This is a genomic window from Paenibacillus caui, assembly GCF_019904135.1.
Taxonomy (GTDB): domain Bacteria; phylum Bacillota; class Bacilli; order Paenibacillales; family Paenibacillaceae; genus Fontibacillus; species Fontibacillus caui.
Genome location: NZ_JAIOGQ010000005.1, coordinates 140,577 through 162,967 on the forward strand (window position 1 = coordinate 140,577; position 22,391 = coordinate 162,967).

Here is a 22,391-nt window from a genome sequence, read left to right on the forward strand (position 1 = left end):
CCGAGCAATCGGCCGTCTTTTCTTGAACTATAGAAAAGTATATGTGTAGTTCTATGCTATTTTATAGTTCTTGCAGAAACGTGCGTGTTTAAAAGGCTGCTTTGCCGTTTCTGCTTGATCGTCTGTATATACTGAAATGCATTTATACTCCGTTCGGGGTTGTTTTGCACTTATTACTGGAGGGTTATCCATGCGTATTTTGGTGCAAAAATTCGGCGGCACTTCACTTGCAACGCCGGAAGCCAGGGAACATGTTATCAAGCACATTGAGAGAGAGCTGGCAGAGGGCTGCCGACTGGTTGTTGTTGTATCTGCCATGGGACGCAAAGGCGATCCATATGCAACGGATACGCTGCTTGACTGGGCGGCTTCTCATGGCAACGCTCTCCCGCCGCGTGAAAAGGATTTACTGCTGTGCTGCGGTGAAATTATATCGGCTGCGACATTGTGCAGCTTACTGGAAGCCAGATCCATTTCTTCGGTCGTGCTGACCGGAGCCCAGGCCGGCTTCAGAACCGATGACCATTTCGGCAACGCGCGCATCCTTGACGTCGTACCGGACCGGATATTCAAGGAACTTAAGGACAAGGACGTCGTGATTGTGACCGGTTTTCAGGGGATCAGCGAAAAGGGCGATTTCACGACCCTTGGCAGGGGCGGCAGCGATACTTCGGCAACGGCGCTTGGAGCCGCGCTGCATGCGGAAATGGTTGATATTTATACGGACGTCAACGGGATATTGACCGCGGATCCGAGACTTGTTGAAGACGCAAGACCTCTTCCTTATGTCAGTTATGCGGAAATTTGCAATATGGCTCACCAAGGGGCCAAAGTCATTCATCCCAGAGCCGTGGAAATTGCCATGCAGTCCGGCATTCCGGTGCGGGTCAGATCTACTTTCAGCGAAGGCAAAGGCACCTTGGTAGCCAATCCGGAAGGGTTCAAGGATGTGCAGAATGGTATTATTGACCGCTATGTCACAGGCATCGCCTATGTAGGGAATGTGACTCAGATTACGGTCGAGTCGGATGAAGGAAGCCATCATCTCCAGCTGCAGGTATTTAAAACTATGGCTGCGAACGATATCAGTGTAGACTTTATTAATGTAACCCCGGCAGGGGTAGTCTATACCGTGTTTGATTTCGAAGCTTCAAGAGCGCTCGACAGACTGAGGGAGCTCGGACTGCATCCAAAAGCGCTCAGCGGCTGCGCAAAGGTCTCGGTTATAGGCGGAGGCATTAACGGCGTTCCGGGCATTATGGCTAAAATCGTCGAAGCGCTCGCGGAGAAGGACATTTCGATTCTGCAATCGGCAGATTCCAACACGACGATTTGGGTCCTTGTCCATAAACAGGATATGGTTCAAGCGCTTAGGGCGCTGCATAAAAAATTTGAACTTCACATTTGAAAATAACGGATCAATCCGGTTTCAGGATGCAGCAAAGACTTTATTACGATTTAGGAGGGCTTAATGTGGATTTCGGAAGATTAGCTACAGCTATGGTCACGCCGTTTGATGAGAACAGGCAAATTGATTGGGACCAAACTGCAAAACTTATAGATTATTTAATTGACAACCAGAAATCCGATACGCTCGTAGTCAGCGGAACGACGGGGGAGTCGCCGACGTTAACACTGGAGGAGAAGCTGCATTTGTTTGATTTTGCGGTGAAGCATGCGGCCGGCCGCTGCAAGATTATAGCCGGCACAGGAAGCAATTCGACCTATGCATCAATCCAGTTGACAAAGGAAGCGGAAAAACTGGGTGTTGACGGGGCCCTTCTTGTCGTTCCTTACTACAATAAACCGAATCAGGAAGGTCTTTACCGTCATTTTGAAGCCATCGCAACATCCACTCCGCTTCCGATTATGCTTTATAATGTACCGGGTCGAACCGTAGTCAACATGAACGCAGAGACAACGCTTCGGCTGGCGCAGCTCCACAATGTGGTGGCAGTCAAGGAATGCGCTTCACTGGAACAGGTGGCGACAATAGCCGCTTCTGCCCCGGCTCATTTCAAGGTATACTCGGGCGATGATTCCTCGGGGCTGCCCGCGCTGGCGGTCGGCGCTTACGGAATCGTCAGCGTAGCAAGCCATGTGGCGGGAGCGCAAATGAAGGAAATGATTACGGCTCATTTAGAAGGCAAGGCAGCAGACGCGGCGAAATTGCATCAGAAGCTGCTGCCGCTTTTCAAAGGCATGTTCGTAGTCCCGAACCCGGTCGCCGTCAAATTTGCATTGAATGAACTTGGGATCAACGTCGGATCTGTCCGGCTTCCACTCCTGGAAGCGACCGAAGCGGAACAGGCATTTATCCGCTCGCTGCTTTAAACAACCAGGTACTTTGTAAGAGTACCGAAACCGATGCTCCTTTTTAGGACATCGGTTTTTTGATGTATTTAGGGGTTTATGGCCCCGCTAAGCTGCTAAGCTGATCGGCAACTTTGCGGGGATTATTTTGCATGGTGAGAAGGTATGTTATTAAGGTGCAGAGCACCTGACTTGTTTTTTGACAAAATAATCATGTATAATGATTTCAAGTGACTGGGTGCGGTATATTTTAGAAATTTAATAAAGAACAAACTTCCAAAGAAAAGTTCTTCATGCGCATTGGGGCCGCCGGCAGCGGAAGTTTATTCTTCAATTGCGGCTATGATGTCTTTTAGGGAAGTAAGTCCTTTCTTAATATCGATAACACAAAATACGACGTCCAAAATTATAGGAGGGTTAGATTGTCTTGTCCAAAAAAAATAATAATGATAAACTAAGCATCTTCGCGCTCGGCGGCGTTGCCGAAATCGGGAAGAACATGTATGTAATCCAGTATGCCAATGACATCGTAGTCATTGATGCAGGTCTTAAATTTCCTGAAGAGGACATGCTGGGCATTGATATCGTCATTCCCGACATCACTTACCTGACGGAGAACCGTGACAAAGTAAGAGGCATTGTCCTTACCCACGGACACGAGGACCATATTGGCGGTCTTCCGTATGTTCTGAAGAACTTGAACGTACCTGTTTACGGAACGAAGCTGACGCTCGGCCTCGTTGAGAACAAATTGAAAGAAGCAAATCTGCTTGGCGATACGAAACGGATTTTGATCCATGCGGATTCGGAAATACAGCTTGGAAGCACTCTTAAAGCCACATTTTTCAAAACAAACCACAGCATCCCGGATTCCGTCGGCGTATGCATCGAAACACCTGAAGGAAATGTGGTGCATACCGGCGACTTTAAGTTCGACCATACCCCTGTCAACGATCAGTTCGCTGATCTGCAGCGGATGGCGGAAATCGGAAGCAAAGGCGTTCTCGCTCTGTTGTCCGACAGCACGAATGCTGAGAAACCCGGTTTTACCCCGTCTGAGAAAAATGTCGGCGGCGTGCTTGATGACATTTTCAGCAAGGCGGATCAACGTGTCGTTGTGGCAACTTTTGCATCCAATGTCCATCGTATCCAGCAGGTTATGGATGCGGCTTATACCACTGGGCGCAAAGTAACCATCATTGGACGCAGTATGGTGAACGTTGTTGGAATCGCAGCCGACCTTGGCTATTTGAATGTTCCTGACGGCCTAATCATTGAGCCTGAAGAGGTAAACAAAATGGCGGCAGACCGGGTCGTTATTTTGTGCACAGGCTCGCAGGGGGAACCGATGTCAGCGTTGACCCGGATGGCGCGTTCCACCCATCGCAAAGTGGATATCCTTCCGGGAGATACCGTTATTATTGCGGCTACACCGGTACCGGGAAATGAAAAATATGTTGGCCGTACGATTGACGAATTGTTCCGCCTTGGCGCTAATGTAATATACAGCGGTTCCAATTCCGGCGTTCACGTATCGGGTCACGGCAGCCAGGAAGAGCTGAAGCTGATGCTTAACCTGATGAAACCGAAATATTTCATCCCGATTCACGGTGAATACCGGATGCTTCGCAAACATGCACAGCTTGGCGAAAGCGTAGGAGTCGATCGCGATAATATTTTCCTTGTGGATATTGGAGATGTGGTAGAGATTCAGAACGGTGCGGCTCGCAAGGCCGGCAAGGTTCCGGCAGGCAATGTGCTGATTGACGGACTTGGCGTAGGCGACGTAGGCAATATCGTGCTCCGCGACCGCAAGCTGCTGAGCCAGGACGGTATTCTCGTAGTCGTTGTTACCTTAAGCAAGCAGGATGGGAAAATCGTCTCGGGTCCGGATATCATTTCCAGAGGTTTTGTTTACGTTCGGGAATCGGAAGGGCTGCTGGATGAAGCAAATCGCATTGTAAGCAGCACTCTTGAGAAGCTCATGAGCGAGAAAGTGAACGAATGGGCTTCGCTCAAGACAAACGTCAAAGACGCCTTGGGCCGTTTCCTTTACGAGCAGACGCGCCGCAGACCGATGATTCTTCCGATTATCATGGAAGTGTAACCGTAAGCCGAAATCGGCTTAACTATAAACCAGGCACACAGTCGCCTCTTCTTGCCAAAGCGGAACATTGGACGGTTCCCCTTTGGAAGAAGAGGCTTTTCGCATTTGAAGGAGGCGTGAATAGAGGATCTCCATTTGTCGGTATACTACTTCGTGTTGACTGCGACTGTACCGTTAGAGTACAAAGCGGAAAGGAATGAGAACATGAACGAACAACCAGACAAGCAGAAGCCGGAAAATGATCCGCCAGGGCCTCAAGCCCCCGCTCCCAATCCAGCCGGACCCGGGCACGGGGATATTCCGCCTACCGCTGAATATATTCAGCAATTCGGGCAGACCGCCGTTCCTACAGCCGAAACTTCCAATATATATTGCCTGACCATCATCGGCCAAATTGAAGGGCATTTGGTGCTTCCGCCTCAAAACAAGACGACCAAATACGAGCATCTGATTCCCCAGCTTGTAGCCGCAGAGCAAAGTCCGAAAATCGAGGGCATCCTGATTATGCTGAATACGGTTGGCGGAGATGTGGAAGCGGGACTGGCCATTGCCGAAATGATCGCGTCTCTGAGCAAGCCAACCGTAACGGTTGTCATAGGCGGAGGCCACAGCATCGGGGTGCCGATCGCGGTTTCATCCGATTATTCGCTAATTGCGGAGAGCGCTACGATGACCATTCACCCGATTCGTATGACCGGTCTGGTGATTGGCGTTCCGCAAACCTTTGAGTATATTGAGAAGATGCAGGAACGCGTCGTGAAATTTGTGACCAGGCATTCAGCGATTTCCGAGGAAAAATTTAAAGAGCTGATGTTTAAGACCGGCGAGTTGAACCGGGATATCGGGACAGCCGTAGGCGGAGCGGATGCCGTAAAACATGGCCTCATTGACGCGATCGGCGGGATTGGCGAAGCCATGGTGAAGCTGAATGGGATGATTCAGGCGAAAAAGACTGCCGCGGCAGAAGGAGGTATACCCCAGTGAGCATCTATACGATTATGCCGGATGAAGCGCTTTGGGATGGTTATGAAGCCCAGGAAAGCTATACTGAGCTTGAAATCAACGGCGTGCTGCTTCAGGTGCGGATTGAACCGGATCACAGGGCAACGATCGTTCGTCTGCTCCGCTGCGGACTTGAAGATTATTTGAATCCGGCTTACGCGCCGGGAAATGAAATCCGGTTTATTCCTTGCCTGATGAAACCAAGACCGCAATAACCGCCCTTGAATCCCCTAGGTAGCCTCCAGAGAATATGGTATAATATTCATCTGGGGGTGTTCCTTGTGGCTGGTAAGAGACGCAAAAAGAAGAAAACAGCATTAACCAAAACATTAAAGTATGAAATATACGGGATCATCCTGATTACACTGTCCATAATCGCTTTGTCCGGAGAAGCGGCAGTCGGAAGGTCTCTTTCCAAAATGGCTGCTCTGCTGCTGGGGAAATTTTATTTTGTGATACCGCTTGTCGGCATTTATGTAGGGCTTGCCGTCATGATTCATCGTCGCTGGCCTAACAGGTGGAGCAGCAGAAAGAGCGGCATCCTGCTTGCCGTCCTCTCGTTCGCACTCATGAGCACCATTTCGGCCATGGAGCTGAAGCTGGTTCCCATCAGCGCTCTGACTCCAAATCACATATTCAATCAAATCCGCCTCGATCTGCAGCACGCGCTCAGCCTGCCTGGTTATGGCGGAGCTGTTTCCATTTTTAATCTGGATATAAGCGGCGGATACATAGGCGCTGCCCAATTCGCCTTGCTGTGCATGCTTTTCGGCCTAACCGGCAGCAAGCTCATTTTGATTGTGATGTTTGCAATCAGTTTTATGCTTATTACGAACTTGTCGTTTGTAGAACTGGGAAGAATTGTTCGAACCCGTATCGTGAATTTGGGCGAGCAGGCTTCGCGCAAATGGCGGATGTTTAGAGCCGTTCCGGCTGGCCAAAAGAGCGGAAAGCCTAAACCCGTTTCAGCGGATGATGATGACGAAGACGATGATGATGATTTTCATAATCCGGATGTTTCGGAGAATAAAGGTCCTTCATCCAAAGCAAAAACGCCTGTATTCTTCCAGCTTCTGGGCTTCAAAAACAAAGAAAAGCAGCTGCCTGAAGAAGATGAGGAGCAGCCTGCGGACGACATTATTGTAGCAGGAAGCCCCGTAAACTGGAATGAGGTCAGTTATACCGGGACCGGTCAGTCGGACGATGCTGCGGACCGCTTGGACCAGCCTGAAGACAGAAGACTGATTATTCGTGACTTTTTTGACCAGATTCAGACGGAGAACCGCGTCCCGGACGAAGAGCCTGATGATGCGTTAGAAGCAGCAGATGCGGCAGGTCCGAAAGACAAGCCAAGAGAACTGTATAAAGACAGCAGCGAAAATGTTAGCGAGCATGAGCTTGGAGATCACGGTTCTGCTTCAGGGAGCAATGAAGATCCTTCTTTAGCGGGATCGCAGCATGCAAGTTCCCCCGATGCTTTGGGCGAATCCTTGGAAAATATCGAAGCAGAGCCGCCTAAGCCGCAGCCAAAACCCTACAGGCTTCCTTCCTTCCGGCTGCTGGCCAAGCCAAATAATGGAGGCAAGTCTGGCGATCAGGCAGACTATATGAGTACGGCGCGCAAGCTTGAAGCTACGCTCGAAAGCTTCGGGGTAAGGGCCAGAGTGCTTGAGGTTGTACGCGGTCCGGCTGTTACGCGTTATGAAATTCAGCCCGATATCGGGGTCAAGGTCAGCCGGATTGTCAACCTGACGGATGATATCGCATTGGCTCTGGCAGCCAAGGATATCCGGATGGAGGCGCCGATTCCGGGGAAGTCCGCTATCGGTATTGAGGTGCCGAACAACGAGGTTTCGGTTGTAACGATGCGCGAAGTTATGGAAACCCCAACGTTTCAGGAAGCGGAATCGAAATTAACGATAGCGTTTGGCCGCGATATTTCGGGTCAGACCATTATAGGCAACTTGGCCAAGATGCCCCATCTTTTGGTCGCCGGAGCGACCGGATCAGGCAAATCGGTATGCATAAACGGGATTATTACCAGCATTTTATTTAAAGCCAAGCCGGATGAAGTCAAATTCATGATGGTCGACCCGAAAATGGTGGAGCTCAATGTTTATAATGGCATACCTCACTTGCTTACGCCGGTTGTTACCGATCCGAAGCGGGCGTCGCTGGCGCTGAAGAAAATCGTTGTCGAAATGGAGAAGCGGTACGAGAAATTTTCCAAATCGGGAACGCGCAATATAGAAGGCTATAACAAACTGATGAAAGAGAATCCGGAAGCGCTGCTGCCTTACATCGTTGTTATTGTGGACGAGCTGGCCGATTTGATGATGGTGGCCGCTGGTGACGTAGAGGATGCGATTGCCAGACTTGCCCAAATGGCCCGGGCAGCCGGCATCCACTTGATTATCGCTACGCAGCGGCCTTCTGTGGACGTCATTACAGGCGTCATCAAGGCGAACATTCCTTCCCGGATCGCCTTCGGCGTGTCATCGCAGGTGGATTCCCGCACCATTCTGGATATGGCCGGAGCGGAGAAGCTGCTGGGACGCGGCGATATGCTGTTTATGCCGATGGGAGCTTCTAAGCCGGTACGGGTACAGGGAGCCTTCATGAGCGATCAGGAAGTAGAGACGATTGTGCATTATGTAAGCGGACAAGGTCAGGCGGAATACGACGAAAGCCTTGTGCCTGAAGTCGACGAATCCCAGCAGGAGCATGAGGAAGTGCTGGATGAACTCTACGACCAGGCCGTTCAGATTATTTTGGAAGCCAAACAGGCGTCCGTATCGCTGCTGCAGCGCAGAATGCGGGTCGGGTATACGCGGGCAGCCCGGCTGATCGACTCGATGGAAGCGAGAGGGGTCGTCGGGCCTTACGAAGGGAGCAAGCCCAGAGAAGTGCTGCTGTCGATGGAACAATATCGGCAGAGCCGCATCAGTTCCTAAATATACAGTAAGTAACAAACCGTTTCGCCGGTGGCGGAACGGTTTTTTGCTGAACGGGATTGGAATGAAAAACCGTCATGCAGTTGGCCTAGATTCCAGAAAAGTTCCTTTACTTTTACGGGTATTGTAGCGGTGCTACTTGCCGTTGTTGTCTTGTTCAAAAGATGCATAGGAAAGGAAGCCGGTTCGCATACTAATGTTACCCACACTTGGTTAAATCACAGAGAAAGGTAGAGCTAAAGCGTATGATAAACTCAAGAAACTGGATTACAGCCGGTTTAATGGTTGTTCTGATCGGTATGGTTTTGGGATCGCTATTTTTCCGTGAGCCTTCGGCTTCACCGGAACAGAAGGCACAACCGGAAAACAAGCTGACTGAACCTGTATTCACCTCTCAGGTTATGCATACCGGTGCATTCGGTCAGGATGTATATGAGCTGCAAGGCCGTTTGGAATATCTTGGTTTTTATAAAGGCAAGCTGGATAGTCACTACGGCATTGAAACCCGGAATGCCGTTTATAACTTCCAGAAAAAATTTGGCATGAAGGCTGACGGGGTAGCCGGCTCCAAAACGAAGCTTAAGCTGTACAACGCGACCAAAAACTGGAGACCGAAAGCATCTTCGTATAATCCGAATCCGAACCAAACTGCGGGCGCTGCCAGGACAGCAAAAGCTGCACCAGAAAGAACGAATGAAGCTTTAGATTCGGCCAATCCGATGGGACTTACCGATAACGATCTCAGGATTATGGCTAATGCCGTAAACGGGGAAGCCCGTGGCGAACCGTTTGAAGGACAAGTAGCGGTGGCTGCCGTTATTCTGAACCGGGTAAGCTCTCCGAGTTTCCCCAACACAGTGTCGGGCGTTATTTTTCAACCGGGCGCTTTTACCGCCGTCGCCGATGGACAAATATGGCTTGAGCCAAACGAGTCGTCCAAAAAAGCGGTCCGCCAAGCGCTGAATGGTTGGGATCCTTCGGGAGGGTGTCTGTATTATTTCAACCCTGAGACAGCCACCTCGAAATGGATCTGGACCCGTCCTCAGGTTAAAACCATCGGAAGACATATTTTCTGCATGTAGCAGGCCTTAAAGCGGAGGCAGCCGAGATTCATCTTGGTTGCTTCTTTCCTGTGGATTGGTATAGAATGGAACTACATTTTGGAGGAAACAGGCAATATCAGTCTCTTGAAAAGGGGTTTTGACTCTTGACGACAACTTTGTTTGAACGGGGGCAGGTGAACCAAATCCGGATTCATGTGCTTCCAACCAAGCGTTTCAAAACTTTTGCAATCTCCTTGTATGCCGGTATCCCGCTCAGGGAAGATACGGTTACAACTACAGCCCTTACGCCGTTTGTGCTGCGAAGGGGAACAGTTTCATATCCGGAAACGACGCTTTTTCGTGAACAGCTTGAACATATGTACGGAGCCGGTTTTGGTTTTGACGTTTATAAGCGCGGAGATTATCAAATCGTGCATTTCCGCATGGATACCATTAACGATTCCTTTGTGCAGTCGGCGGATTCCTTGCTGGGGCAGTCTTTTGCCTTTTTGGGCGAAGCGGTTACCCGCCCGGTAACGGAAAGGAACGGTTTTCGTTCCTCCTACGTAAAAGCTGAAAAGGACAATGTCCGCAAGAAGCTCGAATCCATTATCAACGATAAAATCCGGTATGCTGCTGAACGGTGCATTGAGGAAATGTTCAAGGATGACGTTTATCGTCTTCATCCGCTTGGGCGCAGAGAGGAGCTAGAGTCCATTACGGAAGAAAGCCTGTATCAGGCTTATGGCAAGTGGCTTACGGATGTGCATCTGGATCTGTATGTAGTTGGGGATACAACGCTTGAAGAAGTATCTTCCCTTGTACAAAAGAACTTTAAGCTTGACCGGAAGAACTCACCTGAATACAGGGCGCAGAGCAGCGATTTCAGTCCAAAAGAAGCCCGCACCGTTGTCGAGCGGCTCGATATCAATCAGGGCAAGCTGAATATGGGCTTGCGCACGCCGATCATCTACGGCGACGACCGTTACGCCGCCGCATTGATGTATAGCGGTATTCTTGGAAGCTATCCGCATTCCAAACTGTTCGTCAACGTCCGGGAGAAGGCCAGCCTCGCTTATTATGCGGCTTCCAGGTACGATGGTCATAAAGGACTCACCACGATTCAATCGGGAATCGAGATCGCGAATTACGAAAAGGCGCTGAAGATTATCAAGGAGCAGCTTGAAAGTCTCCGGCAGGGTGAGATCAGCGATCTCGAAATGTCACAGACTAAAGCGATGATCCGCAATCAACTGCGTGAAATGCAGGATTCGGCTTTTGAGATGATCGCCTATGATTTCAATCGCGTGCTTTCGGGCAAAGATCGTCCCGCCGAAGAGCTGCTGTCCCAGGTGGAAGCTGTGACCAAGCAGGATGTGGTCGATGCCGCGCACACTTTCCATTTGGATACCATTTATTTTTTGACGGGCCGGAAGGAGGAATAGCCGGTGGAACAAATTACTTACGACAAACTGCAGGAAACGCTCTATCATGAGAAGATGGATAACGGGCTTGAAGTCTATGTGCTGCCTAAACCGGGATTTTCCAAAACCTATGCCACCTTTTCAACTAAATACGGATCGATCGATAATCATTTCAAGGTAGAGGGACAGGAAGGAATCAAGGTTCCCGACGGGATTGCTCATTTTCTGGAGCATAAAATGTTCGAGGAGCCGGAAGGCGATATTTTTTCAACTTTTGCGTCAAACGGCGCTTCCGCCAATGCTTTTACAAGCTTTAACCAGACGGTTTATCTGTTTTCGGCGACGGATCACGTTTATCAAAACCTGGAAACGTTGGTCAACTTTGTGCAGCACCCTTATTTTACAGACCAGAATGTGGAGAAAGAAAAAGGCATTATCGGGCAGGAAATCGGCATGTATCAGGACAATCCGGACTGGCGCGTTTATTTTGGGCTAATTGAAGCCTTGTACAAAGTACACCCGGTTCATATCGACATCGCCGGGACCGTAGAATCGATTGGCACCATTACGAAAGAGACGCTCTATACATGCTATAACGCCTTCTACCACCCAAGCAATATGCTTCTGTTTGTCGTTGGAGGAGTGGATCCAGAGAAGGTATTCACGCTCGTTCGCGACAATCAGAACAAGAAAAATTACCCGCCGCAAGGGCAAATTGAACGGATATTCAAGGACGAACCCGAGTCGGTTGCTGAGTCCAAAAAGGTTACGCATCTGCCTGTTTCGCTCCCCAAATGCCTGTTCGGATTTAAGGATACCCATTTGGGCTTTACCGGCGAACAATTGATACGGCGCGATCTGGTTACCAAGCTGATGCTCGATTTGCTGTTCGGCTCCAGTACAAAGCTGTACCAAAAGCTTTATGACCTCGAGCTGATCTCGGACAGCTTCGGGCATGAATATAACAGCGACCCGAATTATTCCTTCTCGGCGATTGGCGGAGATACGCGCGATCCCGATCTGCTAATTGCAACTATCAAGGAAGAAGTAGCCAAATTATCGGAGACGGGCTTTAGCCGTGAGGATTTTGAACGGGCCGTTAAGAAGAAAATCGGCGGCTTCCTCAGAATGATGAATTCGCCTGAAAATATCGCCCATGAATTTACGCGTTATCATTTCCGTGGGGGCGACTTATTTTCTGTAATCCAGATGTATGAGTCGATGACGCTGGAAGAAGTTAACGACAGACTGCGGGAACACGCAAACTGGAACCAGCTGGCTGTTTCGGTCGTGGTGAGTCCGAAGTGAATCAGGCTAACGGGAGAGAGAAGACAATCGGGGAAATGACCGTGCTTGTAACCGGAGCGAGCCGGGGAATCGGCGCTAAAATTGCGGAGCGTTTCGCCACGGTCGGCATGAATATTGTGATTCATTACGGCTCATCCCATGAAGCGGCAAATGAGGTCGCGAGAACCTGCATGGAGCTTGGAGCGAGAGTGCTTACCGTTTCAGCGGATCTGCGCAAGGGCGAGGAAATCCTGAGAATGCGGAGCAAGCTTGCGGATCATGGCCTGTTTCCCGACATTTTGGTCAATAATGCCGGGATTGCCAGGTACGGGATGCTCAGCGATGTGACGGAAGAAGAATGGGATGAAGTCATCGACGTCAATTTGAAGGGCGTATTTTTGTTCAGCCAGATTTTTATGCCCTATATGGTCAGCCAGCGCTATGGCAGAATCATTAACGTGTCCTCGATCTGGGGGATATCCGGCGCCTCCTGTGAAGTTGCATATTCCGCAGCGAAAGGCGGAGTGAACGCATTTACCAAAGCTCTGGCCAAGGAGCTTGCGCCATCCGGCGTCACCGTAAATGCGGTGGCTCCGGGGGCAGTTCATACCGATATGATGCAGGGCTTTTCACCTGAGGAAATCCGTCAGCTTGAGGAGGAAATCCCGGCAGGACGTCTGGCAACCGCTGATGAAATATCGTCGCTGGTTTATTTTTTGGCTTTGCCCGAATCGGGATATATTACCGGCCAGATTATCAGCCCGAACGGCGGATGGCTGACATAGTCCGAATGCGGGAAGGACAGGACCTGTAGTAGTTATAAAGTCGGGGTTATTTACCATACCTTTTGGATAAACGGCTTGAATAATCGGCCTCCGGAAATCACATATTACGACTGTTGATTAAATTCATTCGCTAAAGTGATAGGAGGAATGATCATGTCGTCGGTGCTGAGTAATTTCGACTCCTGGAAAAAGTTTCTCGGGGAGCGGGTCAAGCATGCGGAGAACGCCGGTCTGAGCGAAGAAACGATCGCCAATCTGGCCTATGAAATCGGGGGATTCCTTGACGATAAAGTGGATCCGAAGAACGAATCAAACCGGACTCTCAAAGAACTTTGGGATGTCGGTACCGATGAGGAGCGCAAGACGATCGCCCGCCTCATGGTAAAGTTAGCCAAAAAATACGCATGAGCAGCGACAGGAGCACCACATCCGGTCGTCTGAAACGCGAACCGATTTTACTTTGAAACGGTTGTTCGTTTTATGTGCGGCGGAGCTCCCGAAAGGGAGCTTTTCGTATGTCTTTAGGCAGATTTTCCCCCAAGCTTGCCTTTCAATTTCATTTTTTATATCATTAAAATTGACTGTGTTCATGATCGTGATAATGCATATTTCCATATCGAATAAGCAGGAAATCTGTTTAGAGTTGTCGAATGGTTCATGAAGGAAAGAAGAGGGTGTTTGACTTGAGTAAAAAGCAATGGTATCTGGAATATACAATACATAAGAACCGTCCGGGACTGTTAGGAGATATTGCCTCCATGCTGGGCATGCTGGAAGTCAATATACTGACCATTAACGGCGTTGAGGGAAAAACGCGGGGCATGCTGCTGGAAACGGATGATGAACGGAAAATCGAGCTTCTTGGAGAAATGCTTAGAACAGTGAGCAGTATCACGGTTTCCGCGCTTAGACATCCCAAGCTTGTCGATATATTAGCTGTCCGGCATGGCCGTTACATCGACCGTGATTCCGATGATTTGAAGACGTTCCGCTTTACCCGTGATGAGCTCGGGCTGCTTGTTGATTTTTTGGGGGAAGTATTCAAAAGGGAAGGACATCAGGTTATTGGTCTGCGCGGTATGCCAAGAGTTGGCAAGACCGAATCCATTATTGCGGGAAGCGTATGCGCTATGAAGCGCTGGACCTTTGTTTCCTCCACTCTGCTAAGACAAACAGTGCGGAGCCAACTGTCCGAGGATGAAAGCAATCCCGGGAATATTTTTATTATCGACGGAATTGTCAGTACGCTTCGCTCCAATGAAAAGCACCACCAGCTCCTTCAGAGCATTATGCAGATGCCGTCTACGAAAGTCATTGAGCATCCTGATGTTTTTATGCAGGAATCTGAATATAGTTATGACGATTTTGACATCATTATCGAATTGCGAAACAATCCGAATGAGGAAATCGTTTATGATACGTTTGTTACGGTTTACAACGAGGATGTATAACCAAGAAGCTTTGCCCATATTAAAGATCAGGAGGTGATGGTATGTCGGATCTGGGCCGGCAACTGAGAGAAGCGCGGATCGCGCGCGGCTTGACGCTGGAAGATGTACAGGAAATGACAAAAATTCGCAAAAGATATTTGGAGGCCATCGAGGCCGGTGATTATAAAGTCCTTCCCGGAAGCTTCTATGTTCGAGCTTTCATCAAAACCTATGCCGAAGCTGTTGGCGTCAGTTCGGATGAACTGCTAACAGAACACAAAAAGGATGTTCCCTCTCCTGACCCTGAACCTGTCATGGAGCCGGTTCTGCAGCGGCGAAGAACAAAGCCCGCATCGGAAAATAATTCGAAATGGCTCTCTACGGTTCTGATGTGGGCTTTTGCAGTCATTATTGTGGCTGTCATCTATCTGGTTGTCATAAATAGCAACAAGGGCGATAACAATAAGACTGCTGACCCGACTCCGGTAACCAGTGGGAGCGCGGCGAATCAGACGGCCGTGCCTGGAGGCAGTGCGGAAGCGAGCCCTGAGCCATCCGGCAGCGGGGCATCGGCTAATCCGAGTGAGTCAGGTGGAACGGAATCAGCGTCTCCTTCGCCATCCGCTTCGGGTGACGAGATAAATAGCAGCTCCCTGCCGCCTGTGACGGACGGAGTGACTGTTACGGAAAACGGCAGAAAAGGCAGTGCCGCAGTGTTCGATGTGCAAAGTCCTGACAATGCCCCGGTGCAGGTTCAAATCAATGCTTCCGGCCAAAGCTGGGTGGAAGTGCGCCGTGGAGACAGCAGCGGTGAAAAGCTTTTCTTTGACAACACTAAAGAAGGCGACGTACTCACTTACGATCTGGATAGCCAAGGGCTGTTCATTAAATCGGGCGCTTCCTCCAAGACGGTAATCACCGTCGGGGGACAAACCGTAGAGGACGGCCGGAATACATCCAAAATTCAGCTTAATCTGGCAGGTGCCGGAGACAGCTCGAGCAGCGAGACGACCACGCCGTAATGGCTGGAGTTGGAATAACCGTATTTGTTTAAAGATCAGGTGCTCTTTCGCTTTAGGCGAAGGGCGCCTGATTTTGCGTTATCCGTCGTTACTCGGCAACTTGAGGCTTTGGAAAATGGACTTAAGTGACTGTTTTTTCTATAATAAAAGAACCAATTCAGAGAAAAGGAATGTGATTCTATGGCTTCCGAAAATTCATTTGATATTGTCTCCAAAGTGGACATGCAGGAGCTGAATAATGCGATTCATCAGACAGAGCGCGAAATTGAGACGCGTTTTGATTTTAAGGGCAGCAAATGCAGCCTGACTTTGGAAAAGGATGCTCTCGTTGTTGTAGCGGATGACGATTACAAGCTGGGAGCGGTACTTGACATTTTGCAATCCAAAATGATCAAACGCGGGCTGCCGATCAAAAATCTGGATTACGGCAAAATCGAGCCCGCTTCGATGGGAACCGTCCGTCAGCGTGTGAAGCTGAAACAGGGAATCGATCAGGACACCGCCAAAAAAATTAATGTGCTGATCCGCGATTCCAAGCTGAAGGTTAAAAGTCAGATTCAGGGCGATCAAATTCGGGTAACCGGAAAAAGCCGGGATGACCTGCAATCGGTCATAGCATTATTGCGCAACTCGGACATTCCGCTCGATCTTCAGTTTGCGAATTATAAATAATGCGGGTACATAGCCTCCTTGCCAAGCCCTGATACACGCTTTTAGGAGGCCTCCTGCTCTTTGACTCTTGCCTGTGACGTATAATATACTTATTAGGATATATCTGGTTCATCTAGTCTGACATCCAATGGGGGAAACGTCGTGAACGACATATTGACAATTCTGGAAAGGCAGCAGAAAAGAAATCGGACTACCTGCGGGGAGGTTTATCTGTGAACTTGCCTAATAAAATCACATTATCCCGTATTTTTTTGATACCGTTGATGCTCGTTTTTCTTCTTATCGACGAAAAGCATTTTTATACGATGCAATGGGGAGTTTACAGCTTGCCCGTAAATCAACTGATTGCAGCTATATTGTTTATTGTTGCGGCAAGTACGGACGGGATTGACGGATATCTGGCCCGCAAGAACAATATGGTGACCAATCTGGGCAAGCTGCTGGACCCGCTCGCTGACAAGCTGCTTGTCGCAGCCGTCCTCATTTCGCTGGTAGCATTGGGCAAATGTGATGCTTGGATCGCCGTCGTTATTATCAGCCGCGAGTTCGCGGTAACCGGGCTTCGCGAGGTCGCCCTTCTGGACGGTTCCGTTATTGCGGCCAGCAAGTGGGGAAAAGCTAAGACATTTACGCAAATTGTGGCCATCAGCGCACTTATGCTTAACAATTTTCCGTTCGAATGGATGCATATCCCGTTCGACGATATTGCAATCTGGCTTGCCGCTATCATAACGATCTACTCTGGAATTGATTATTTTGTGAAGAACAAAAAAATTCTTTCCTTGTCCTAAGTGTACCTGTCTATAAAAATCGTTGAATATGAATTGAATATTATTGCAGTGAAGGGGACTGACACAGTTGAAAGCAGAGATTATTGCCGTTGGAACCGAGTTATTGCTCGGGCAAATTGTGAACAGTAACGCCCGGTATCTATCTCAGGAATTGGCGGCGCTCGGAATTGACACCTTTTTTCAAACAGTGGTGGGCGATAACATGGATCGATTGCAGCAGGCGATCAAAACGGCGCAGGACCGGGCGGATATTCTGCTATTTACCGGCGGACTTGGACCTACCCAGGATGATCTGACCAAGGATGCGGTAGCAGCTGTGCTGGGGCGTTCCCTGCACATTGACCGTCTGGCGATGGATCATGTGGAGCAGTTTTTCAAAGACCGTTCCCGGCCTATGACAGACAATAACAAGCGCCAGGCGCTTTCCATTGACGGAGCGGCTCCGCTGCCAAACCGGACCGGCCTTGCCATTGGCAATGCGCTGTCCGAAGACGGCAAATTTTACATACTTCTGCCCGGACCTCCCAAAGAAATGATTCCCATGTTCGAAGAAGAGGCAAAAACATGGATCATGCAGCATATTCTGACCGAGGAAAAGCCACTTTACTCCAAGATGCTTAAATTTGCCGGAATCGGCGAATCGGCGCTGGAGACGGAGCTGTTGGACCTGATCGAGGGCCAGACCGATCCTACTCTTGCCCCTTATGCGAAGGAAAGCGAAGTGACGGTGCGCATTTCGACGAAAGCGGCATCCGCTCAAGAAGCGATGGAGAGACTGGACGCGCTCGAAGCGACAATCCGGGACAGACTGCCTGAACATCTTTATGCAAGCGAGGATGTGCCGATCGAGAAAGTGATCATCGATATGATGACCTTGCATGGTCTTACCGTGGGCGTAGCCGAAAGCTGCACAGGGGGCCTGCTGATGCAGAATTTAACTTCGATTCCTGGCAGTTCTGCTGCATTTAAAGGCGGAATTGTTTGCTACTCCAATGAAATGAAGGAGAAGCTGCTGAATGTGCCCCATGACCTTCTGGAGGGAGAAGAGGCCCCGGGAGCCGTAAGCCAGGAAACTGCAGCGGTGCTTGCAGAGCAGGTCCGGATGATTATGGACGCGGATTTTGGCTTGTCGGTTACTGGAGTTGCAGGCCCTGGCTTCTCCGAGCGAAAGCCGGTGGGACTAGTCTACATCGGATTGTCAGAACGTGGAGGGCAGACCGCAACCTTCAAGCTGAATCTTAAAGGCAATCGGGAAGCGATCCGGACACGGTCGGCCAAAACGATTTTGTATCACCTGTGGAGACGGCTGAACGAGCGCACAGGCGTTTAGATTTTACACCCGCAATCATTCATTTTGCCATTCGGTGAATTATGGTTTATAATGGTTTTTAGCGGAAGAACCGCAGCAACTTCTTGTCAAGTTCGCTGCGGTTCTTTTTTATTGGAGGGTATACTTGATCATTCACTTCAGAGGAGAGTGATAGGTAAAAAAACGAATGTATGTTCGAAAAATGCTTGGCAAACGCTCCAAAACAAGGTATAATTGCACTAGTAAGAACAGTTAGAGATATTTATTCTTATAAGGATGTGAGCTGATTGTCAGATCGTCGTGCAGCGCTTGAAATGGCGCTTCGTCAAATAGAAAAGCAATTCGGTAAAGGTTCTATTATGAAGCTCGGGGAATCCACACATATGCAGGTGGAAATTGTTCCCAGCGGATCTTTGGCATTAGATATCGCACTTGGTACAGGAGGGTTTCCGCGCGGGCGGATTATTGAAGTATACGGACCGGAGTCTTCCGGTAAAACGACTGTAGCGCTTCATGCTATCGCAGAAGTTCAGAAGATTGGCGGACAAGCCGCTTTTATTGATGCGGAGCATGCTCTTGATCCATCTTATGCGGGCAAGCTCGGCGTAAATATTGATGAACTGCTTCTTTCCCAGCCGGATACGGGCGAGCAGGCGTTGGAAATTGCCGAAGCGCTTGTGCGGAGCGGCGCTGTAGATATCATTGTTATTGACTCGGTGGCTGCATTGGTGCCTAAAGCGGAAATTGAAGGAGAGATGGGTGACTCTCACGTCGGCCTTCAGGCAAGATTGATGTCGCAGGCTCTCCGCAAATTGTCGGGGGCCATCAGCAAATCCAAGACGATTGCGATCTTTATCAACCAGTTGCGCGAGAAAGTAGGCGTTATGTTTGGCAATCCGGAAACAACGCCGGGCGGCCGCGCTTTGAAATTCTATTCCACGGTTCGCCTTGACGTCCGTCGTGTCGAAACCATCAAGATGGGGAACGATATGGTGGGCAACCGTACACGGATTAAAATTGTGAAGAATAAGGTGGCTCCGCCGTTCAAGCAAGCGGAAATCGATATTATGTACGGTGAAGGGATCTCCAGGGAAGGCAGTATCATCGATATCGGAGTTGAGCTGGATATCGTGGACAAGAGCGGCGCATGGTATTCCTATAGCGGCGAACGTTTGGGACAGGGCCGTGAGAATGCGAAGCAATTTTTGAAAGAGCATAAGGAAGTTGCGAATGCGATCGAGCAGAAGATTCGTGAATCGAGCAATTTGTCTGCAGTCGTTCCTGTCGCTTCCTCGGAGGAACAAGAGGCCGACAGGCTGGAAGAGCAAGCGCTTTTCGAAGCAGAATAAGATATTTATTTTAAGCGCTCTGGTCTAACATATCAGAGCGCTTTTTTGGTATGAAATTGCGGTGATTGTCAAAGTTATAGAAGAGCGGGGTTAAAGGAATGGAGAAATGGCAAAACCGCTGGAGAGAGCCTGGATACAGGGAAGAAGACCCAGGGATGGCGGAGGAGTATGAGCAGTCCCTAGGTAACGGACTATCTTCATTTCCGGATCATCTGGAGCTCGAGATTACAAGCGTCAAGCAGCTTAAAGGACGAGGCAGCCGCCAACGCTACCGTATTTGCTTTGGCGAGCATTTCCTCGAAGTCCATGAAGATGTAATGATCAAATACAGGATGATTAAAGGAAGCGCCTTCACGAAAGATGAACTGGTTGAGATTGTCCAGGGGGATGAGAAGCAGAAGGCTTATGCCGCGGGACTCGCTTACCTGAGCCGAAAGCCGCGGACAAATTACGAAATTGCTCTCAAATTGAAGGAAAAGGGCTGGGAAGAAAGCCTGATTGAAGAGATAACAGACCGGCTGAAGTGCGAGGGCCTGATCGATGATGCGCAGTACGCGCTAGAATGGACTCAGCAGCGCGTTCAAAACCATGGAAAAGGAAAGCTATGGATCAGACAGGAACTGCGCCGGAAGGGCATCTCCAAGCCTTACATTGAGGCTGCGCTCGGCAATGTCAGTGAAGCGGAAGAATTTGAGACCGCCAGGCAGCTGGCCGAGAAACGCTTAAGCCGCTTATCCGGGAACAAGGCTGATCATAAACGCAAGATTGCCGCTTTTTTGATCCGGCGCGGGTACAGCGGGGCTGTCGCATCCCGAGTTGTCAGAAATTTGAATGTTAGCGAAAGCCTGGATCCGGATGAAGAAGATTTTGAAACGTGGATGTAATAATGGACGTTGCAACGTGTCATCGCTTGACAATTTCTTTGACTGAATAATAAAATGAACAAGAATCAGTATAGACAGAAGTCTCTTTTTCATTCCAAAAATGTGACCTCTATAAAGATTCTTATCGCACGTTACCGAGGGTGGCCAGACTGGCCGACGGGATACGTCGAACGCGCATGAAGCAGCATGTGCAGCTTATTGAATCGGCATGTTTATATCGATTCTTTGCATGATGATTATGTGAAACGTAATTTGACAACTGCACACTCCCAAGGAATACCTTGGAGAAAACAACGAGGAGGTGAAAGATATGCCCGTTTGGCTCTCGATCATTCTCGTTGTCGCCGCACTATTCTTTGGGTTCGGGATCGGATATTTTATCCGCAAATCTCTTGCAGAAGCTAAAATTTCCAGTGCAGAAGAAGCCGCGCTCCAGATTGTGGACAATGCGAGGAAAGAAGCAGAAGCACTGAAGAAAGAAACAGTTCTGGAGGCTAAAGATGAGATTCACAGACTCCGGACTGAAGCTGATAAAGACATTCGTGAACGTCGGAATGAATGCCAACGACAAGAAAGACGATTGTTGCAAAAAGAAGAGTCGCTGGATAAGAAACTGGAATCGTTAGAACGCAAAGAAGAACAGATGGCCGGCAAGGAGAAGAGAATTGAAGAAACACAGCAGCAAATCGAACTGCTGTACAAGAAACAGCTAGCCGAGCTGGAGCGGATTTCGAATCTTACGATGGAGGATGCCCGAACCATCATCCTGAACAATGTGGAGCAGGAAGTTCGCCATGAAACCGCTCAGATGATCAAAGATATTGAACAGCAGGCGAAGGAAGAAGCGGATAAGAAATCCCGCGAAATTATTACGCTGGCTATTCAGCGCTGTGCAGCCGATCACGTTGCGGAAACGACCGTATCGGTTGTTACATTGCCTAACGAAGAAATGAAAGGCCGGATTATCGGACGTGAGGGACGGAATATCCGCGCACTTGAAACGCTCACGGGTATTGATCTTATTATTGATGATACGCCTGAAGCGGTCATCCTCTCCGGATTCGATCCGATTCGCCGCGAAATTGCCCGTAACGCTCTTGAGAAGCTGGTAGCGGATGGACGCATTCATCCGGCCCGGATTGAAGAGATGGTTGAAAAATCCCGCCGTGAGGTGGATGAACGAATTCGGGAATACGGGGAACAGGCTACGTTTGAGGTAGGCGTTCATGGTCTGCACCCGGATTTGATCAAGATTCTGGGACGTCTCAAGTTCCGGACAAGCTACGGCCAGAACGTGCTGAAGCACTCCATGGAAGTCGCGTATCTTGCAGGACTGATGGCAGGAGAGCTTGGAGAAGACATCGTTCTTGCCAAACGTTCAGGACTGCTGCATGATATCGGTAAAGCGCTGGACCATGAAGTGGAAGGATCCCATGTGGAAATCGGAGTGGAGCTGGCCAAGAAATACAAAGAGCATCCTGTTGTAATCAACAGTATTGCTTCGCACCATGGCGATGAGGAAGCCACTTCCGTGATCGCGATGCTTGTAGGCGCAGCCGATGCGTTGTCTGCAGCTCGTCCGGGAGCGCGCCGCGAAACGTTGGAAACGTATATTCGCCGGCTTGAGAAGCTGGAGGAGATCTCCGAATCGTTTGAGGGCGTCGAGAAGTCTTATGCGATCCAGGCAGGCCGTGAAGTGCGTGTCATGGTTCAACCGGACAAGATTGATGATGCCGAAAGCTTCCGCCTCGCGAGGGACATTACGAAGACGATTGAAAATGAACTGGATTACCCGGGACATATTAAGGTCACGGTTATTCGCGAGACGCGTGCGGTAGAGTACGCGAAGTAAAGGAAATACGGTTCGAGCGGCCCTATTGGGCCGCTTTTTCATAGTGGCTTAAGCCAGTTGAGCTCGCGAAGCGTGCGAAACAAAAATCCACCCGCTATGCGGGTGGTGTAGTCCAGGCTTATAGCAAAAAACCACCTGATGCGAACGTTATAATAGAGTTGTTCAAG

The 22,391-nt window shown here is 49.5% G+C and carries 19 protein-coding genes; all 19 read left to right on the forward strand.

Annotation, left to right across the window (positions count from 1 at the left end):
• The first annotated feature begins 190 nt into the window (after positions 1-190).
• On the forward strand, positions 191-1,408 hold the full coding sequence (dapG, locus tag K7397_RS04920; RefSeq protein WP_223066824.1) for an aspartate kinase: 1,218 nt from the start codon (positions 191-193) through the stop codon (positions 1,406-1,408).
• Positions 1,409-1,473: 65 nt separating this feature from the next.
• On the forward strand, positions 1,474-2,334 hold the full coding sequence (gene dapA, locus K7397_RS04925) for a 4-hydroxy-tetrahydrodipicolinate synthase (protein ID WP_223066825.1): 861 nt from the start codon (positions 1,474-1,476) through the stop codon (positions 2,332-2,334).
• A 406-nt stretch (positions 2,335-2,740) separates the two neighbouring features.
• Positions 2,741-4,420 carry a ribonuclease J gene (locus K7397_RS04930; RefSeq protein WP_223066826.1) on the forward strand — a complete coding sequence of 560 codons (1,680 nt, stop codon included), beginning with the start codon at positions 2,741-2,743 and terminating at the stop codon, positions 4,418-4,420.
• A 204-nt stretch (positions 4,421-4,624) separates the two neighbouring features.
• The gene (locus tag K7397_RS04935) at positions 4,625-5,404 is read left to right on the forward strand and encodes a ClpP family protease (RefSeq protein ID WP_223066827.1); all 780 of its coding nucleotides are present in this window, start codon (positions 4,625-4,627) and stop codon (positions 5,402-5,404) included.
• Positions 5,401-5,637 carry a YlzJ-like family protein gene (locus K7397_RS04940; protein WP_223066828.1) on the forward strand — a complete coding sequence of 79 codons (237 nt, stop codon included), beginning with the start codon at positions 5,401-5,403 and terminating at the stop codon, positions 5,635-5,637. Before K7397_RS04935 ends, K7397_RS04940 begins: the two co-directional genes overlap by 4 nt.
• 66 nt (positions 5,638-5,703) lie before the next feature.
• Complete coding sequence (locus K7397_RS04945) at positions 5,704-8,376, forward strand: FtsK/SpoIIIE family DNA translocase (RefSeq protein ID WP_337926673.1); 2,673 nt, start codon at positions 5,704-5,706, stop codon at positions 8,374-8,376.
• A gap of 245 nt (positions 8,377-8,621) precedes the next feature.
• A complete protein-coding gene (gene sleB, locus K7397_RS04950) occupies positions 8,622-9,458 on the forward strand; it encodes a spore cortex-lytic enzyme (protein ID WP_223066829.1) in 837 nt (278 codons plus the stop codon).
• Between the two features lie 125 nt (positions 9,459-9,583).
• Entirely contained in the window at positions 9,584-10,864 is a 1,281-nt protein-coding gene (gene yfmF, locus K7397_RS04955) for an EF-P 5-aminopentanol modification-associated protein YfmF (protein WP_223066830.1), read from the forward strand.
• 3 nt (positions 10,865-10,867) lie between these two features.
• Positions 10,868-12,151 (forward strand): EF-P 5-aminopentanol modification-associated protein YfmH, encoded by a 1,284-nt coding sequence (gene yfmH, locus K7397_RS04960; protein ID WP_223066831.1) that lies wholly within the window; start codon positions 10,868-10,870, stop codon positions 12,149-12,151.
• Positions 12,152-12,186: 35 nt separating this feature from the next.
• A complete protein-coding gene (gene ymfI, locus K7397_RS04965) occupies positions 12,187-12,915 on the forward strand; it encodes an elongation factor P 5-aminopentanone reductase (RefSeq protein ID WP_223066854.1) in 729 nt (242 codons plus the stop codon).
• Positions 12,916-13,068: 153 nt separating this feature from the next.
• On the forward strand, positions 13,069-13,323 hold the full coding sequence (locus K7397_RS04970; RefSeq protein ID WP_223066832.1) for a DUF3243 domain-containing protein: 255 nt from the start codon (positions 13,069-13,071) through the stop codon (positions 13,321-13,323).
• A gap of 275 nt (positions 13,324-13,598) precedes the next feature.
• Positions 13,599-14,366: a DUF3388 domain-containing protein gene (locus K7397_RS04975; protein WP_223066833.1), complete on the forward strand. Its 768-nt coding sequence runs from the start codon at positions 13,599-13,601 to the stop codon at positions 14,364-14,366.
• Between the two features lie 41 nt (positions 14,367-14,407).
• A complete protein-coding gene (locus tag K7397_RS04980; RefSeq protein WP_223066834.1) occupies positions 14,408-15,367 on the forward strand; it encodes a RodZ domain-containing protein in 960 nt (319 codons plus the stop codon).
• A gap of 180 nt (positions 15,368-15,547) precedes the next feature.
• The gene (locus K7397_RS04985; protein ID WP_223066835.1) at positions 15,548-16,039 is read left to right on the forward strand and encodes a YajQ family cyclic di-GMP-binding protein; all 492 of its coding nucleotides are present in this window, start codon (positions 15,548-15,550) and stop codon (positions 16,037-16,039) included.
• Between the two features lie 212 nt (positions 16,040-16,251).
• On the forward strand, positions 16,252-16,830 hold the full coding sequence (pgsA, locus tag K7397_RS04990) for a CDP-diacylglycerol--glycerol-3-phosphate 3-phosphatidyltransferase (protein WP_223066836.1): 579 nt from the start codon (positions 16,252-16,254) through the stop codon (positions 16,828-16,830).
• Positions 16,831-16,897: 67 nt separating this feature from the next.
• Positions 16,898-18,160, forward strand: coding sequence for a competence/damage-inducible protein A (locus K7397_RS04995; RefSeq protein ID WP_223066837.1), 1,263 nt, complete (start codon positions 16,898-16,900; stop codon positions 18,158-18,160).
• A gap of 266 nt (positions 18,161-18,426) precedes the next feature.
• Positions 18,427-19,488, forward strand: coding sequence for a recombinase RecA (gene recA, locus K7397_RS05000; RefSeq protein ID WP_223066838.1), 1,062 nt, complete (start codon positions 18,427-18,429; stop codon positions 19,486-19,488).
• 98 nt (positions 19,489-19,586) lie between these two features.
• Complete coding sequence (locus K7397_RS05005; RefSeq protein WP_223066839.1) at positions 19,587-20,372, forward strand: regulatory protein RecX; 786 nt, start codon at positions 19,587-19,589, stop codon at positions 20,370-20,372.
• 310 nt (positions 20,373-20,682) lie between these two features.
• A complete protein-coding gene (gene rny / locus K7397_RS05010; RefSeq protein WP_223066840.1) occupies positions 20,683-22,224 on the forward strand; it encodes a ribonuclease Y in 1,542 nt (513 codons plus the stop codon).
• Positions 22,225-22,391: the final 167 nt, after the last annotated feature.